Here is a 16,287-nt window from a genome sequence, read left to right on the forward strand (position 1 = left end):
ATTTGATGCGTATCCCTCACTTCTCCCAATCCATAGGGCAATCGATACAGCTATCCATATTGGTACCTTGAAAGGTTGCATAGTGCCGGCGCGCGCCAGTCAGGGTGGCCTCTGCGAGGTTGGCATCGTTGAACTTGCCTTCTTGTAGGTTCGCGTCGGTCAACGTGGCGCGTGCAAGATCGGCCTTGCTCAGCCAGGTCATTTCAAGGTTGGCGGCGGTTAGATTTGCGCCCTGCATTTTCGCCCCGCTCAAACGAGCAAACTCGAGATTTGCCGCGGTCAGGTCAGCCCCGTTGAAACGTGCGGCCTGAGCGAACAGGCCCCATCCCTGAATCGCCACCAGGTGGGCATTGGTGAGGTTCGCCACCCGCAGGTTGGCTTGTTGCAGGCTGGCGCGGGTGAGGGTCGCGCCGGTCAGGTCAGCCTTTTCCAGATTAGCCAGATCGAGATTCGCATGACGCAGGTTGGCACCTGCCAGATTGGCACCGCCTAGGTCCATCTTGCGCATGTCCTGATTGCTCAGGTCGGCATTACGTAGGTCGGCGTTGGGGCATCTGCTTTCTGGCTGGATGACGCAGCCATTGATGATGGTTGGCTGATCGTCGTCAGCGAGCAACGAGGTGCTGGCGAGCAATGCAAGGGGCAGCAAAAGAAGAATCGGGTTCATGACAGCTCCGTATTTGAAGGGGGATGGACAGCTGATGTGTGACGGCTCGATGAACCGGAGAGCGCCAACCCTTGCGGTTCAACCGAGTTGGCAACGCCAGCTGTCCAGCGCGGGAGGCTGCGCCGCATCACGGCGCAGCCTCGACTTAGCGTTTGGCGGTCTGCTTGTCCCAACTCGGGATCCGGAACGCCCAGAACGAGCCGCCTTGCGCAACAGGCTTGGTCAGTGCAGCCATGTCACCGCCCCACAGCGGTACGGCGCCTCCGTAGCCGACGGTCACACCGATGAATTGCTCACCGTCTTGCTCCCAGGTGATGGGCGGGGCGATGATTCCGCTGCCGGTCTGAAATTTCCACAGCTCTTCGCCGGTTTTGGCGTTGAAGGCTTTCAGGTAACCATCACCGGTCCCGGTGAATACCAGGTTGCCCTTAGTGGCAAGCACGCCCGCCCAGAGCGGCAGCGATTCCTTGTGCTCCCAGGCAACCTTGCCCGTGGTGGGGTCCATGGCGCGAAGAATGCCGACGTGATCGTCGTACATGCGCTTGATGCGAAAGCCCTGACCGAGATAGGCATTACCCTTCTTGTAGCTGACCTCTTCGGTCCAGTAGTCCTCTTTCCAATGGTTGGCCGGCACGTAGAACAGTCCTGTGTCCTGACTGTAGGCCATGGGATTCCAGTTTTTGCCGCCGAGAAATGGCGGCGAAACCTCCACTGATTTGCCATGCGCTTCGCCTGGCTCGGGCATGGGTGGGCGCTGGCCTTCGTTCTCGACAGGCCGACCGGTCTTCAGGTCGATGTGGCTGGCCCAGGTGATGTTGTCGACAAAAGGAAAGGCGTTCTGCAGCTTGCCATCCTCGCGATCGACCACGTAGAAGAAGCCATTGCGGTCAGCGTGGGCCGTCGCCTTGACGGTTTTTCCGTCCTTGTTTTTGTAATCGAACAGCACCAGCTCGTTGTTGCCGGAGAAGTCCCAGGCATCGTTCGGTGTGTGCTGATAGAACCACTTCACTTCGCCCGTGGTGGCGTCCACACCGACCTGCCCGGAGGTATAGAGGCTGTCGTAGTCTTTCGGCTCGCCGCCGTCAGCGGTACGCGCCCAACCGTTCCAGGGCGCCGGGTTTCCCGCACCGACGATAATTGTGTTGGTCTCGGCATCGAAGCTCGCACTCTGCCAAGGCGCGCCGCCACCCTGGCTCCAGGCTTCCTTCTTGCCAGTGGGTGAATTGGGATCATCGGGCCAGGAGGGCGCCTTTACGTCCCCGGTCGGTGTGCTGTCTTTGCCGTTGAGACGACCCACATGGCCCTCGACGAAGGGACGCATCCAGACTTCCTCGCCGGTGTCCGGATCGCGGGCGAACAGCTTGCCGACTATTCCGAATTCGTCGCCCGAGCTGCCATGAATCAACAGCACCTTGCCGCTTTTCTGGTCTTTGATCAGAGTTGGTGCGCCGGTCATGGTGTAACCCGCGCCGTGGTCACCGAACTTCTTCTTCCAGACGACCTTGCCAGTGTCCTTGTTTAAGGCGACTACCTGGGCATCCAGCGTGCCGAAGTAGATCTTGTCGCCATAGATCGCCGCGCCTCGATTGACCACGTCACAGCAGGGGCGAATGTCCGCGGGCAGGCGGTGGGCGTAGCTCCAGAGACGTTTGCCGGTACGCGAATCGAGCGCGAACACGCGTGAGTACGAACCGGTCACGTAGATGACCCCATCGTGCACGATCGCCTGGGACTCCTGTCCTCGCTGCTTTTCATCACCGAACGAAAACGACCAGGCCGGCGTTAGCTTGAACACGTTTTCATCATTTACCTGTTGCAGCGGGCTCCAGCGCTGGGCGTTGGTACCCAGGCCGTACTGCAATACGTTTTCGGTCGAGAGGTGATCGTTGGCTATGTCTTCCCAGGTGACGTTCTTGGCAGCTGCCAAGCCGCTCAGAGCTAGACCGCCAATCAGAACCGCGATGGCGAGAGGGCGTTTATTGCCCAGGGTGGCTGTTGTTGTCATGGTTGGTATCCCTTGGTCGATTCGGACGAGGCCGACCGCTCGCTGCGCAGCGAGCGGCTGGTCAGGCGATTCGATTATTGGGACGGTGCCGCGACGGCTGATACGGAAAAGCTCCCGCTGATTCAGGGAAAACTTCCTAATACGGCTGTATTTTCGGCCTGCTACCTGTGTGCCGCATCGGTGTTGCACGAGGCCCTACTACCAAGGGAGGAGACTCCGACAACCAAAGCAGGATTCTGCCATCCGGGCGCAATGCCCAAGATGACCACCATGCGCTCCTAGTGGGGCTGCCTTGCTCAGGTATTCGAACTCAACGGTGGTAGTCATGAATAATAAAACTGAACTGCGTGCGCTCTTTGCTGCTGGTCTGCTCGGCTTCGCCGGCTTTGCCTTTGCCCATGGCGATGTCACGCCGCAAACGGTGCAAACCAAAGGGCTGACGCCGCTAGGCGAAGAGTGGGTTGATGAAAACCCCTACCGCGCGCCCAGCGAAGATCATGACAAAGCTGTTGAAATCGGTTCCTCGGCCTACAACCAGAACTGCGCGCGCTGCCATGGCCTTGAGGCAATCTCTGGCGGCATCGCACCCGATCTGCGTGAGCTTGAAGCGGACTACGATGGTGATGAGTGGTTCAAGGAACGTGTAATCAACGGTGCCGTTCGAGACGGTGCCGTCTACATGCCGCGCATGGCCGACTACCTCAGCCAGGAAGCGCTCTGGGCGATCCGTACCTACATCGAAAGTGAAGCTGCCAAGCGGTGATCATCATGCGCCAGTTGCTTGCAGGGCTCTGCTTGTTGATGGCTTGCGCGCTGGCACAGGCGGAAGTAGTGAAGGTGCGTGCGTTCGATGACATCATCGATTCGGGCGTACTCAAGGTGGCGATGTATGAAAACTTCCCACCCTACAGCTTCATGGCCGATGGCAAGCCGCGTGGGGTCGACTTCGACCTCGCGCAAAAACTGGCGTCCAAGCTTGGGCTAAAGATCGAAGTTTTGTGGGTAACGCCAGACGAGACGCTGGATGACGACCTGCGCAACTTCATCTGGAAAGGGCATTACCTGAGACCGAACGTACTGGCCGACGTGATGATGCGCGTGCCCTACGATCGCGAGTTCTCCTACAAGCAGAACGAGCTGGGCGAGCTGATCAACGAGCTGGTGGTCATGTTTGGTCCGTACCAGCGTGAGCGCTGGCAGTCGGCCTATGACGATCGCCGCCTGGAAGATCTCTCCAGTGTGGCCGTGTTCCGCTACCACCCGGTCGGGGTTGAAGTGGAGAGTGTTCCCTCGTTCTATTTGTCGTCGGTGTTCAACGGCAGCATCGCCAAGATGCTGCATCACTACCCGACAGCACAGGCTGCATTCGCAGCGATGCAGGCCGGAGAAGTTGACGCGACGATGGCCATGCGCGGCGAGATCGACTGGATGCTCGGGCAGGCCAATGACAGTCATCTCAAACCTGCAGAAAACGCCTATCCGAACATGGGCAAGCAGGTCTGGGAGCTGGGTATGGCCGTGCACGAATCCAATCGGCAACTGGCCTATGCGCTCGAGGGCGAGCTGGAGGGCCTGGTCAAAGACGGTGCTGTTGAAGCGATCTATGCCGACTACGGGCTGCGCTATGAACTGCCCGAGCTGTATCAGGTGCAGCTGGGCGAGAACTGACGTCCAACGGTAAACCGTTGCTTCGATTGATATCGCCGTCCTCATGGCGCTGTACAGGTGGCTTCAACCGCACGCTGCCAGGTGTTGGGTTGAAGCTGCGCTTAAGCACATTCGGCCAGGCCGATGCGAGTGCATGAGCCAGCCGAGTCGTTTAAAAAATACGCTTTCTTTACGCCGCTGCGCTGAAGGCGCAATCGAATCTTTACGCCCCTCGCTCTGAAACTCTCCGTACCGCACTTATGCGACCTACGGAGCTGATCCCCATGACATTTCTCGACGGGCTATCGCTGGCCTTGGCCATAGCCCTGTTCATTTATCTCCTGGTTGCGCTGCTGCGCGCCGAACGCAGCTAGGAGAGCCAATGAACACTCACGATTACTGGATGATCGCGGCGTTCTTCGCGCTGGTCCTGATACCTGCCCCTTGGTTGGGACGCTACCTGTTTCGAGCCATGGAGGGTGAACGTACTTGGTTGACGCCTGTTCTCGGCCCGATCGAGCGCATCTGCTACCGCTCCGCCGGGATTGACGAACACAGCGAGCAGGACTGGAAAACCTACAGCCTGGCGTTACTGGCGTTGACTGCTGTGAGCCTGGTATCGCTGTTCACGATGCTCATGTTGCAAGCCAGGCTTCCGCTCAACCCGCAAGCGGTGCCGGGCATGGCGTGGGACCTTGCCCTCAATACCGCTGTGAGCTTCGTGACCAATACCAACTGGCAAGCCTACAGCGGCGAAGCCCAGCTCAGCCATTTCAGCCAGATGGTCGGCCTTGGCGTGCAGAACTTCGTCAGTCCGGCAGTGGGTCTGGCTGTGTTGGTGGTGTTTTGTCGCGCGCTATCACGCCGTTCGGCGAAGGCAATCGGAAATTTCTGGGTCGATCTGACCCGAGCAGTGCTTTATTGCCTGTTGCCGTTCTGCGTCGTGCTTGCGCTGGTTCTGGTCTGGCAGGGGGTGCCGCAGAGTTTTGCGAGTTACGTTCAGGCAGTCACGCTGCACGGCGGCGAGCAGACCATTCCGCTGGGGCCAGCGGCCAGCCAGATCGCAATCAAGCAACTGGGTACCAACGGCGGCGGCTTCTTCGGCGTCAACTCGGCGCATCCCTTCGAGAACCCGACCGCCTGGAGCAACCTGTTCGAGATGGTCTCGATCATCTTGATTCCCACCGCGCTGGTCTTCATGTTCGGCCATTACGTACGAGACCTGCGGCAGAGCCGGGCCATTCTTGCCTGCATGCTGACCGTGTTCGTCCTGGGCCTTGGCGTCACGCTGGTCGCCGAGCATCAAGAGAATCCAATGCTGTCCGGTCTGGCGGTTGAGCAGGTCGGGTCGATGGAGGGCAAGGAGAGCCGACTCGGTATCGCGGCCTCGGCGCTATGGGCGACAACAACCAGCGCGGCGTCCAATGGCTCTGTCAACGCTATGCATGACAGCTTCAGCGCGCTGGGCGGCATGGTGCCTCTGGTCAATATGATGCTGGGCGAAATCATCTTTGGCGGCGTCGGCGCCGGGCTGTACGGCATGTTGCTGTTTGTGCTGATCACGGTGTTCCTGGCTGGTCTGATGATCGGGCGCACGCCGGAATATCTGGGCAAGAAACTTGAAGCGCGAGAGGTTCGGCTGCTGGTCGCAACGCTGCTGGTGATGCCGGTGGGTGTTCTTGTGCTCACGGCTCTCGGCGTCAGTCTTTCAGGTCCTGCCGAGTCGATCACCAATCCTGGGCCGCACGGCCTCAGCCAAATTCTTTACGCGTATACCTCCGGCACTGGAAACAACGGATCGGCCTTCGCCGGGTTTGGCGCGGCCACGCCTTACCACAACCTCATGATCGCGTTCGCCATGCTACTGGGCCGCTTTGGTTTCATCCTGCCGGTGCTTGCCATTGCCGGTGGCCTTGCGGCCAAGAACCGTGCGCCGGTCGACGCAAACAGTTTCCCCACCCACGGGCCCCTGTTCGTGATCCTGCTGACGCTGGTGATTCTGCTCGTCGGCGGGCTCACGTTTCTGCCTGCGCTGGCACTCGGGCCGGTCGCCGAACATTTCTTGCTGCAAGGCTTCTGAGGAGCGTCATGATGAACGTCCATCAAACGGCACTCGAGGGTGCCGAGCAAACCACCGCCACGTCCTTCGCTTCGTTATGCAAGCCTGCGCTGCGCCAGGCCTTCATCAAGCTTGATCCACGGACGTTGGCACGTTCGCCGGTGATGCTGGTGGTAGAACTCACCGCGGTGCTGACCAGCGTGCTGTGCCTGCTGCCCAACGCGGCGGTCAGCACGGGTGTCGCTGTACAGATCGCACTCTGGTTGTGGTTCACGGTGCTCTTTGCCAACTTTGCCGAGGCGCTGGCTGAAGGCCGCGGCAAAGCACGCGCGGATAGCCTGAAAGCGGGATCGCAGGGGCTGGAGGCGCATTTGCGCACGGAGACCGGCGCGTTCCGGAGCGTTGCCGCCGGCAGCTTGCGCCGCGGAGACGTGGTGAGAGTCGAGGCCGGTGAACTGATCCCCGGCGATGGCGAAGTCATCAAGGGCATCGCCGCCGTCAACGAGGCAGCGATTACCGGTGAATCGGCCCCGGTTATCCGCGAATCGGGCGGCGACCGCTCGGCGGTCACCGGCAATACGCGCGTGGTCTCCGACTGGTTGCTTGTGCGTATCAGCAGCGATCCCGGCGAGTCCACACTGGACCGTATGATCGCGCTGGTGGAAGGCGCCAAACGACAGAAGACACCCAACGAGGTTGCGCTCGACGTTTTGCTGATCGGGCTCACGCTGATCTTTCTTGTCGTGGTTGCCACGCTGCAACCCTTTGCACGGTTCGCAGGCGGGGATCTCCCGCTGGTGTACCTGGTGGCGCTGCTGGTCACGCTCATTCCTACCACCATTGGTGGTCTGCTTTCTGCCATCGGGATCGCCGGCATGGACCGGCTGGTGCGGCTCAACGTCATCGCCAAGTCTGGACGGGCAGTGGAGGCCGCCGGCGATGTTCAGGTGTTGCTGCTAGACAAGACCGGCACCATCACCTTTGGCAATCGTCGTTGCACGGCCATGTTCAAGGCGCCAGGCGTTTCATCGACCGAGCTCTCATGGGCAGCGCTGCTCTCGTCGCTGGCCGACGACACGGCAGAAGGCAAATCCATCGTTGAATATCTGCGCGGCCTTGACCCGGTAAAGGCGCCGGCTGGGCATGAAGTGGCCGGTATCCCGTTCACTGCCGAAACCCGTTTGTCGGGTGCGGATCATGAGGGTCACTGCTACCGCAAAGGCGCTGTCGATGCCGTGCTGGGTTATCTGGCCCCCAGCAACCCGCAGTTGGTCGATCAGGCCCGCGAGCGCGTCAGCGAGTGGAACGGCACGGCACAACAGCCCGTGCCGATGGAGTTGGTGACGACGTCTGGCAGCGGCCTGGATCCGCACCTCACCTTGGCCGCCGCGAAGTTTCAGGCTGTCCGTGTCGCTGCCGCTCGAGGGGTCTCTGAGCAAGCGCTGGATCGCCTGATTCAGGCGCAGCTGACGACGCCTCTTGTAGGCCCCGCGATCGTCAACGTACTGGCTCTGAACCTCGCCCTGGCGGACAATCCGCAGCCTGATTCCGGCGAGTGAAATGAATGAGCGATGCTCAACGTGCCGATGCCCTGCTTGATGACGCGCCCCGCGAAGGACGCGGGCGGCTCAAGGTATTCCTCGGCGCGGCACCTGGCGTAGGCAAGACCTACGCGATGCTTCAGGCCGCACAGCGCCAGCGACAGTTAGAGCGCGATGTGCGGGTCGGGGTGGTCGAGACTCACGGTCGCGCGGAAACCGAGGCGATGCGGGTTGGAATGGCTGAACAGCCGATGCGCCGCAGCGAGTATCGAGGTGTGACGCTGTTCGAAATGGACCTCGACGGCCTGCTGCAATTGCGGCCAAGTCTCGCGCTGGTCGACGAGCTGGCGCACAGCAATGCGCCCGGCAGCCGGCATGCCAAACGCTGGCAGGATGTCCTTGAGCTGCTCGAAGCGGGTATCGATGTCTACACCACGGTCAACGTGCAGCACCTCGAGAGTCTCAACGATCAGGTGCGCGGTATAACCGGTGTGCAGGTCAGGGAAACGGTCCCGGACTGGGTGCTTCATCAGGCCGATGACATTCTGCTGATCGATCTGCCGCCGCGCGAGCTGTTGGAGCGTCTTCGTGAGGGTAAGGTCTACGTGCCGGAACAGGCGCGTGCGGCGATCGATGCCTTCTTCACTCAAACCAACCTGACCGCGCTCCGCGAATTGGCGATGCAGACCGCAGCGGCGCGGGTGGATGCAGACCTGCATCGACGCCACCGGTTGCAGGGTCAAACCGCTCCGGCAGTCCGGGGCCGCTTGCTGGTAGGGATCGATGGTGATGCCTACGCGGAAGGACTGGTCAGGCATGCAGCCCGGGTCGCTGAACGCCGGCATCTCCCATGGTCAGTCGTACATGTCGACACCGGCGCGAGTCGAGGCGAGGTTCAGCTCGGCTATCTCCAGTCCGCCCAGCAACTGGCCGAACGTCTTGGCGGAGAGGTTGTGGAGTTGCGTGACGAGCGGGTGGCGCGAACGCTCATCGAGCATGCCGTTGAGCGTCGCGCCACCCTCGTGTTGGTAGGCGGCGGCCGAGTCCGTAGGGTTTGGAAGTTCTCGATGCGCCGATCGATAGCTGAGCAACTGATCAAGGGAGGGCGCGGTCTGGAGATCAGTGTGCTTGGCCAAGAGCCTGCACTGGCCGCAGCACCCGTGAGAACCACCGCCACTCTGGATTGGCGTCAGTATCTGCTTGCTGCGCTGGCGACCCTGACTGCCACGGGCGTGGCACTGATGTTGTCCCGCTATCTCGCGTTACCTAACATTTCGCTGGTATTCCTCGCGGCCGTGCTGGTGGTTGCCGTGCGCAGCAGTCTGGGGCCGGCCCTGGCATGTGCGGGGCTGTCGTTTGTTCTTTACGATTTCCTGTTCATTCCACCGACGTTCACGTTCATCGTCGCGCGTCAGGAAGACGTTCTGACGCTTATGTTTTTTCTGTTGATGGCGGTGCTTGCGGGCAATCTTGCCAGCCGCCAACGGCGACAGCTTCAGGCGTTGCGTCAGACTCAGGCGCAGACCACTGCTTTGCTCGATCTCTCGCGCCAGTTGAGTGCTGCCACCGATGTTCAGGCCGTAGGCGCTGCCGCTGTTCGCCAGTTGCAACTGGTGGCGAACCTGGAAGCCGTCATCGCGACGCGCGGCAAGCAGGGGAAATGGATGTTCATCGGGGCTGAGCCGCTGCTGGCCGAGCCGGAAAGGGGGGCTGCTGAATGGGCGTTCAAGCATGGTCAGCCAGCGGGGAAGGGAACCGATACCTTGCCCAGTGGGCAATGGTGGTGGTTGCCCTTGAGTGGCGATGGACAGCCGCTGGGTTTGCTAGGCATTCGCCAGCTGGGCGCAGACACGGCAGGGCTACAGAAGCGTCGTCTGATCGCTGCGCTCGCTCAACCCCTGGCACAAGCACTGGGGCGCGCCACGCTGGCTCAGGAGTTGGAGGCGGCCCGACTGCACGGGCAGACCGAGGAGCTGCGCAGCGCGTTACTTGCATCCGTGTCCCACGATCTGCGCACGCCGCTTACAGCCATGCGTGGCTCGATCGACAGCCTGGCGAGTCTGGGGCACAGCATGAGTGAGGCGGATCGACAGGAACTGCTTGAGGCGACGCGTGACGAAGCCGAGCGCCTTGACCGCTACATTCAAAATTTATTGGATATGACGCGCCTCGGTCACGGCGGCCTGAAGCTGATCCGTGACTGGACGACACCTGCCGACATCATCGCCAGTGCGCTGCAACGCCTGCACCGTGTGCTAGCAGACCTGCGGCTTGAGCTGCTGGTCCCCGATGATCTGCCGCTTTTGTACGTCCACCCTGCATTGGTCGAACAGGCGCTGGTCAATGTGCTGGAAAACGCGGCCCGTTTTTCTCCACCTCAAGGCAGGCTGCAGATTGCAGTCTCGACAGGAGCCGGCACCCTGCGTTTCATCGTCAGCGATGAGGGCCCAGGCGTTCCCGAGGCCGAACGTGAACGCATTTTCGACATGTTCTATACGGCCGCGCGCGGCGATCGGGGCGGGCCGGGCACCGGACTCGGCCTCGCCATTTGCCAAGGCATGATCGGCGCACATGGGGGGCGGGTGTTCGTTGCAGACGGGCTCGGCGGAAGAGGCGCGAGCGTCACCCTGGAGCTTCCGTTACAACCTCAGCCTGAGATGGAAAAGGACCTCACGTGAGTCAGCAAGCCAGCATATTGATCATCGACGACGAGCCGCAGATCAGGAAATTCCTTCGCATCAGCCTCGGCTCGCAGGGGTATCGCGTGAGCGAGAGTGGAGACGGTCAGGACGGTCTGGCCTCGGCAGCCTTGAACAAACCCGACCTGGTCGTGCTCGACCTAGGCCTCCCGGACATGGACGGGCAGACCGTGCTGCGCGAATTGCGCGAGTGGAGTCAGGTGCCGGTGATCGTACTGTCGGTACGGTCGAGCGAGACCGAGAAGGTCATGGCGCTCGATGGCGGAGCGAATGACTACGTGACCAAACCATTCGGCATCCAGGAGTTCCTCGCTCGGGTCCGTGCACTGCTGCGTCAGAACCAGGGGGCATCGAGCGGGCCGGCGCAGGCGATGTCAGGTCCGCTATGCATCGACTTCGCGTACCGACGGGTTAGCCTGGACGGGCAGGAGATCAGCCTGACCCGCAAGGAGTACGCGGTACTGGCTGAGCTTGCCCAGCACACAGGCCGGGTCGTCACGCAGCAGCAGCTGCTCAAGGACATATGGGGCCCCAGCCACAGCGGCGATACCCATTACCTGCGCGTGGTTGTCGGCCATTTGCGGCGCAAGCTCGGCGATGACCCGTCCGCGCCGCGGTTCATCATTACCGAGGCGGGAGTGGGCTACCGCCTGGTCACGGACTAGGCGTTCCGGGTTACATCTCAAACTCGTTGGCCTGGGTGTCGGTTCGCAGCGCCGTTCAGGCTGGCTGCATTCGCGGATGCCGGAAAAACCACACGGCCAGTGGCGTAGCGAGTGCTACCACCATCCAGCCCAGCAAGCTGATCGCAACAGGCAGCCCGTAGTGATCGGCGACCCAGCCGACGCCGAGCAAGGGCACGATGCTGCCAACGTAGCCGCACACCAGGTAGGTCGAAATCAGCCCCGAGCGCTCGGCAGGGCTGGCAATACGGTTGACCATGCTGATACCGGCCAACAGGCACATTCCATGGCCCGCAGCAGCAGCGCAGACCCCGATGATGAACACCAGCGACGAGCCGGCCGTGAAGTTGAGTACGAGCATTGCGTTACTCAACACCACTGACAACAGACCGAGCAGTCCGCACCAGCGCAGACTCATCCGCGCGCAGGCCAGTTGCATCATGGCGGAAGCGAGCAGGATGACGCCAATGGAGGTGCCGCTCACCACCGGGCCATGCCAGGGCAGCATCTTCTCCAGAAACAGCGGGGCCATCGACGCGTAGATCCCGAACACGCCAAAGGCGAAAAAAGGGCACACACAGGTCAGCAGAAACGCCAGCGAATCCTGGCGTGAGGCCCAGGTCAGCCGCGGAATGAACGTACGTAAACCCAGTGGGGCGGCTGCGCTGAACTCTGGATGCGGCTTGAGCTGCACCCGCATCAAGGCGTAGACACCCAGCACGCCGAGGATCAAGGACGGGATGTAGGTGGTTTTCAGCGGGTGCGCGAACCACTGGCCAATGACGCCGCCAGTAAGCGGGCCAAGGCCGAAACCCAAGGCAAGCAGGAAGCTGGTGATCATCGATATCCGCTGCGACGCGCCATCACGGGAAATCTGCACCAGGCCCACTGACGCGCTGGTCACGATCAGGCTTGAAGAAAGACCGACCGCAAAACGGCCGATGTTGAGACTCGGCAGGTTCCACGCCAGCATCGTCACCAGCGTCCCAGCCCAGCCGAGCAGCAAGCCACTGAGCATGACCTTGCGAAAGCCCAGGGTGTCGGACAGGCGGCCCATGAACAACAGCCCGAAAAGCGCCCCTGCCATATAGATGATGTAAATCAGCGATATATCGCTGGTACGAAGCTGCCACGCCTGCTTGTACAGCGGGTACAGCGGCGAGATGAGCGCTGTGCCCATGACACCGACGCACATGGCGAAGCACACCCAGGGAAAAGGGGACCACGTTTGTTTCATTGATAAAGCCCGATTTGACGTGAGAATGGCGTCATTTCAGCGCTGCCCCGCATGGGGACATGAACGCCCTGATCATTAGGCGCCTACTGTATCGGCTCGAAGTGAACTCCGGGCATTCATTCGTTCGGTGATTAACGACCCATGAGCCCGGCGTTCAATCTGTGGTGTTCCCTTGCGCAACGCAGTGCCTAGCGCAAGATCAGCTCGTCACCGCGCTCCTCGTGCCAATCATCGAGGCTTGGGGCTGCCGCTTCGCCATCCATGCGATGGATGATGGTGAAGTAATCCTGCTTGAACCTGTCCTGCATGATCTCATCACGCGATCGGACCCGGACAGCGTAGATGCTCTGAACATTCTGATGGTCGAAGCTGCGCCAGTACTGTTCGTCCTTGAGCAGGCTGTAGTGATGGTCTTCCAGCGCCTTGATGACTTTTTCGCTGTGCAGGCTGCCTGCACGCTGTACCGCCTCAGCCCATTGCTGAACGATGGCGAAGGCGGATGCGGCTGTACTGTCGGGGTAGCGCTGATGCTGGGCGATAAAGGCTTCGACGAAAGCCTGCCCCTGTTCGCTTTTGACCAGGGCCGGGACGCGCCAGGTCCAGGCTGCCGTGCCAATGACGTGCTCCATCACCTGTGGGCCTGCCTGCTCGACGATGCTGCCGGTCAGGTTGGGCACGATGATCTGCATCCGCTGGTCGAGCTTGAGGTCATGCGCCAGACGCATGGTCTGCACCAGATCCTGGCCGAGCAGGATAACGACCAATACATCGGCGTCACTGGCCGCGGCCTTCTTCAGCGCGGCGCGATACTCCTCATGGTGTGCGCCCCTGGCACTGATGCGCGAGAAACCATGGCGGGCTCGGTCCCGGCTGCGGGTGGCTTCGCGCAGTGCCTGCTCCATGCTGTGGCCCCAGGTGTCGTCGAGGCTGACGTAGTGGTAGCGACGGTTCGGCAGATGCCAGCTCAGGTACTCGCCTAGCACGCGTGCACTCATCAAGGCACTGTTGGTTTCACGGAACAGATAGCGCTGGCCGTCGTGCCCGGTGATTGCGTTGGCGTAACCCAGCGTAGGGAAGAACAACATGCCCAGCTCGCGGGCGCGCTGGCCGGCGGCTATGGCCTCCTCGCTGGTGGCACCGCCAAAGGCCATCGAGGCACCTTGGGCGGCAAACTTGTCGATGTTGGCCCGCGCCTTTTCTTCACGGGCGGCTGAGTTGCGGCTGATCAGCTCGAGCGGTCTACCCAGCACGCCGCCCTGTTGGTTGATGGTCTCGATGGCGAGGAGGGCGCCGCGGCGCAGCTCAAGACCTTCACTCTTGTAGTTGCCGGTGCTTGGGTAATTCAAGCCCAGCCGAATTGGCTGAGCGGCGTTGGCGGTGGCAGCCAATGCCAACAGGATGCTGCAGATGATGAGGCGGCGCATGGCTCGTGTCCTTGTGAGCAGAGGGGCGTCCGTTGTAAGCCTCGAACTCGGCGCGAGAAATTGTCTTTTCGGGCACACCGGCCCCAACTTCGGTGCCGGTGTGGTCGTCCGGCTCTGCCATCACGATGCACGGATGGCGTGGCCTACGGCGAGTATTGCTACCAAGGGAGGAGAAAAATCGGTACTGCGTGTAATTGTTGCAGGAGCGGCTAGATCCAAGAATCGCTACTAGACCGGGAAAACTTCCCGGCGACGATAACAATGAACCCGTAGAGGTAGCCGCAATGAAGCACACCGGTCTTCGCAAGCCCTTCGCCCTGACAGCGCTTTGCGCCGCCATGGCCGTGTCCAGCGTGTCGGCATGGGCAGTCACCGATCAGGAAATTCTCGATGACGCCAAGTCCACCGATCAGATCGTTACCAACGGCCTGGGGCTGCAAGGCCAGCGCTACAGCACCCTGGATGCCCTGAACACTGAAAACGTCAGTCAGCTTCGCCCGGTCTGGGGCTTTTCCCTGGGGGGCGAAAAGCAACGTGGCCAGGAAGCGCAGCCACTGATCAAAGACGGCGTGATGTACCTCACCGGCTCCTACTCGCGCGTGTTTGCGGTCGATGCCCGCACCGGCAAGGAACTGTGGCAGTACGACGCTCGCCTGCCGGACGGCATCATGCCTTGCTGTGACGTGATCAACCGTGGCGTAGCCCTGTATGACGACCTGGTGATTTTCGGCACCCTGGACGCCAAGCTGGTCGCGCTGAACAAGGACACCGGCAAGGTCGTCTGGAAAAAGACCGTGGCCGACTACAAGGCTGGCTACTCCATCTCGGCCGCCCCGATGGTGGTCAAGGGCAAACTGATCACCGGCCTGGCCGGCGGTGAGTTCGGCGTTGTAGGCATGATCCAGGCCTTCAATCCCAAGAACGGCGAACTGCTGTGGACCCGTCCGACCGTCGAAGGCCACATGGGCTACGTGATGAAGGACGGCAAAAAGGTCGAGAACGGCATTTCCGGCGGCGAAGCCGGCAAGACTTGGCCGGGCGACCTGTGGAAGACCGGCGGTGCAGCGCCTTGGCTGGGTGGCTACTACGATCCGGACACCGACTCGCTGCTGTTCGGCACCGGTAACCCTTCGCCGTGGAACTCGCACCTGCGCCCAGGCGATAACCTGTATTCCTCCTCGCGCCTGGCGCTGGACCCGGACGACGGTTCGATCAAATGGCACTTCCAGTCTACGCCGCATGACGGCTGGGACTTCGACGGCGTGAACGAGCTGATCTCCTTCGATTACAAGGAAAACGGCAAAACCGTCAAAGCAGCCGGTACTGCGGACCGTAACGGCTTCTTCTATGTACTGGATCGCACCAACGGCAAGTTCATCCGCGGCTTCCCGTTCGTTGACAAGATCACCTGGGCCAAGGGTCTGGACAAGGATGGCCGTCCGATCTACGACGACGCCAACCGTCCCGGCGCACCAGGAGAGGCTGACAAGGGCAAGTCCGTCACCGTGGCGCCATCGTTCCTCGGCGGCAAGAATTGGATGCCAATGGCGTACAGCCAGGACACCGGACTGTTCTACGTGCCTTCGAACGAATGGGCGATGGACATCTGGAACGAAGGCGTCGCTTACAAGAAGGGCGCGGCTTATCTGGGTGCCGGCTTCACCATCCATCCGCTAAACGAGGAATACATTGGCGTGCTGCGCGCCATTGATCCGAAAACCGGCAAGGAAGTCTGGCGCTACAAGAACTACGCGCCGCTGTGGGGTGGCGTACTGGCAACTAAGGGCAATCTGGTGTTCACCGGTAACCCGGAAGGCTTCCTGATGGCGTTCAATGCCAAGACGGGTGAGAAGGTCTACGAGTTCAACACCGGCTCCGGTGTAATCGGTTCTCCGGTTACCTGGGAAATGGATGGCGAACAGTACGTTTCGGTCCTTTCCGGCTGGGGCGGCGCTGTACCGCTCTGGGGCGGCGAAGTCGCCAAGCGCATCAAGGACTTCAACCAGGGCGGCATGGTCTGGACCTTCAAACTGCCGAAGGATGAGGTCGTAGCCAAGCGCTAAGCGGCAAATCAAAGGGGCCGATATCCGGCCTCGATGCTGCAAAAACCCGCCCACTCGTGGCGGGTTTTTTGTTTGTGGAGTGAATCCGTCGAAAGTGCTGACCGACTCTTGCACTGTGACCTGGCGACCTAACAGGTGCCACTCGGCACTCAACTGTTTCGCCCGTTTTGGTCGATTCGCATGCGTATTGCGTCACTCCGAGACTCGTACAGCTCCATTGCATCTACTACCAAATGAGGAACGCATCTGTCCCTTGGGTGCA

13 protein-coding genes are annotated in these 16,287 nt (G+C 61.0%); 9 read left to right on the top strand and 4 right to left on the bottom strand.

The genetic code is table 11. The features are described from left to right. Positions 1-16: 16 nt before the first annotated feature. Both CXK96_RS03855 and exaA read right to left on the bottom strand, forming a co-directional pair. On the bottom strand, positions 17-667 hold the full coding sequence (locus CXK96_RS03855) for a pentapeptide repeat-containing protein (RefSeq protein WP_102835180.1): 651 nt from the start codon (positions 665-667) through the stop codon (positions 17-19). A 145-nt stretch (positions 668-812) separates the two neighbouring features. After that, the gene (exaA, locus tag CXK96_RS03860) at positions 813-2,672 is read right to left on the bottom strand and encodes a quinoprotein ethanol dehydrogenase (RefSeq protein ID WP_102835181.1); all 1,860 of its coding nucleotides are present in this window, start codon (positions 2,670-2,672) and stop codon (positions 813-815) included. Between the two features lie 12 nt (positions 2,673-2,684). Here exaA and CXK96_RS20800 point away from each other — a divergent pair, with 12 nt between their 5' ends. The 8 genes from CXK96_RS20800 to CXK96_RS03895 all read left to right on the top strand — a co-directional run bounded on the left by CXK96_RS20800 (position 2,685) and on the right by CXK96_RS03895 (position 11,283). Further along, on the top strand, positions 2,685-2,954 hold the full coding sequence (locus CXK96_RS20800; protein WP_146030689.1) for a hypothetical protein: 270 nt from the start codon (positions 2,685-2,687) through the stop codon (positions 2,952-2,954). Positions 2,955-2,997: 43 nt separating this feature from the next. Next, a complete protein-coding gene (gene pedF / locus CXK96_RS03865) occupies positions 2,998-3,435 on the top strand; it encodes a cytochrome c-550 PedF (RefSeq protein ID WP_102835182.1) in 438 nt (145 codons plus the stop codon). A gap of 5 nt (positions 3,436-3,440) precedes the next feature. Continuing rightward, positions 3,441-4,340 (top strand): substrate-binding periplasmic protein, encoded by a 900-nt coding sequence (locus CXK96_RS03870; protein WP_102835499.1) that lies wholly within the window; start codon positions 3,441-3,443, stop codon positions 4,338-4,340. A 263-nt stretch (positions 4,341-4,603) separates the two neighbouring features. Beyond that, positions 4,604-4,693 (top strand): K(+)-transporting ATPase subunit F, encoded by a 90-nt coding sequence (kdpF, locus tag CXK96_RS03875; protein WP_063880480.1) that lies wholly within the window; start codon positions 4,604-4,606, stop codon positions 4,691-4,693. Between the two features lie 8 nt (positions 4,694-4,701). Further along, positions 4,702-6,399, top strand: coding sequence for a potassium-transporting ATPase subunit KdpA (gene kdpA, locus CXK96_RS03880; RefSeq protein ID WP_102835183.1), 1,698 nt, complete (start codon positions 4,702-4,704; stop codon positions 6,397-6,399). Positions 6,400-6,410: 11 nt separating this feature from the next. Next, positions 6,411-7,937 carry an HAD-IC family P-type ATPase gene (locus tag CXK96_RS03885; RefSeq protein WP_146030690.1) on the top strand — a complete coding sequence of 509 codons (1,527 nt, stop codon included), beginning with the start codon at positions 6,411-6,413 and terminating at the stop codon, positions 7,935-7,937. Positions 7,938-7,942: 5 nt separating this feature from the next. After that, positions 7,943-10,597 (top strand): sensor histidine kinase, encoded by a 2,655-nt coding sequence (locus CXK96_RS03890; protein WP_102835184.1) that lies wholly within the window; start codon positions 7,943-7,945, stop codon positions 10,595-10,597. Further along, the gene (locus CXK96_RS03895) at positions 10,594-11,283 is read left to right on the top strand and encodes a response regulator (RefSeq protein WP_102835185.1); all 690 of its coding nucleotides are present in this window, start codon (positions 10,594-10,596) and stop codon (positions 11,281-11,283) included. Before CXK96_RS03890 ends, CXK96_RS03895 begins: the two co-directional genes overlap by 4 nt. Positions 11,284-11,338: 55 nt before the next feature. Here the strand turns inward: CXK96_RS03895 and CXK96_RS03900 are convergent, their stop codons facing one another. Next, the gene (locus CXK96_RS03900; RefSeq protein ID WP_102835186.1) at positions 11,339-12,538 is read right to left on the bottom strand and encodes an MFS transporter; all 1,200 of its coding nucleotides are present in this window, start codon (positions 12,536-12,538) and stop codon (positions 11,339-11,341) included. A gap of 188 nt (positions 12,539-12,726) precedes the next feature. Further along, on the bottom strand, positions 12,727-13,962 hold the full coding sequence (locus tag CXK96_RS03905; protein ID WP_102835187.1) for an ABC transporter substrate-binding protein: 1,236 nt from the start codon (positions 13,960-13,962) through the stop codon (positions 12,727-12,729). Positions 13,963-14,246: 284 nt separating this feature from the next. On the opposite strand from CXK96_RS03905, the gene CXK96_RS03910 reads away from it, so the two are divergent. Continuing rightward, positions 14,247-16,025, top strand: coding sequence for a PQQ-dependent methanol/ethanol family dehydrogenase (locus tag CXK96_RS03910; RefSeq protein WP_102835188.1), 1,779 nt, complete (start codon positions 14,247-14,249; stop codon positions 16,023-16,025). The last annotated feature ends 262 nt before the right edge of the window (positions 16,026-16,287 follow it).

It is taken from the genome of Stutzerimonas stutzeri (genome assembly GCF_002890895.1).
Taxonomy (GTDB): Bacteria; Pseudomonadota; Gammaproteobacteria; order Pseudomonadales; family Pseudomonadaceae; genus Stutzerimonas; species Stutzerimonas stutzeri_AB.

Bases quoted from the DNA above. Each gene is read 5' to 3' on its own strand.
- CXK96_RS03855 (WP_102835180.1), bottom strand. From the start codon at position 667: ATGAACCCGATTCTTCTTTTGCTGCCCCTTGCATTGCTCGCCAGCACC.
- exaA (WP_102835181.1), bottom strand. From the start codon at position 2,672: ATGACAACAACAGCCACCCTGGGCAATAAACGCCCTCTCGCCATCGCG.
- pedF (WP_102835182.1), top strand. From the start codon at position 2,998: ATGAATAATAAAACTGAACTGCGTGCGCTCTTTGCTGCTGGTCTGCTC.
- CXK96_RS03870 (WP_102835499.1), top strand. From the start codon at position 3,441: ATGCGCCAGTTGCTTGCAGGGCTCTGCTTGTTGATGGCTTGCGCGCTG.
- kdpF (WP_063880480.1), top strand. From the start codon at position 4,604: ATGACATTTCTCGACGGGCTATCGCTGGCCTTGGCCATAGCCCTGTTC.
- kdpA (WP_102835183.1), top strand. From the start codon at position 4,702: ATGAACACTCACGATTACTGGATGATCGCGGCGTTCTTCGCGCTGGTC.
- CXK96_RS03885 (WP_146030690.1), top strand. From the start codon at position 6,411: ATGAACGTCCATCAAACGGCACTCGAGGGTGCCGAGCAAACCACCGCC.
- CXK96_RS03890 (WP_102835184.1), top strand. From the start codon at position 7,943: ATGAGCGATGCTCAACGTGCCGATGCCCTGCTTGATGACGCGCCCCGC.
- CXK96_RS03900 (WP_102835186.1), bottom strand. From the start codon at position 12,538: ATGAAACAAACGTGGTCCCCTTTTCCCTGGGTGTGCTTCGCCATGTGC.
- CXK96_RS03905 (WP_102835187.1), bottom strand. From the start codon at position 13,962: ATGCGCCGCCTCATCATCTGCAGCATCCTGTTGGCATTGGCTGCCACC.
- CXK96_RS03910 (WP_102835188.1), top strand. From the start codon at position 14,247: ATGAAGCACACCGGTCTTCGCAAGCCCTTCGCCCTGACAGCGCTTTGC.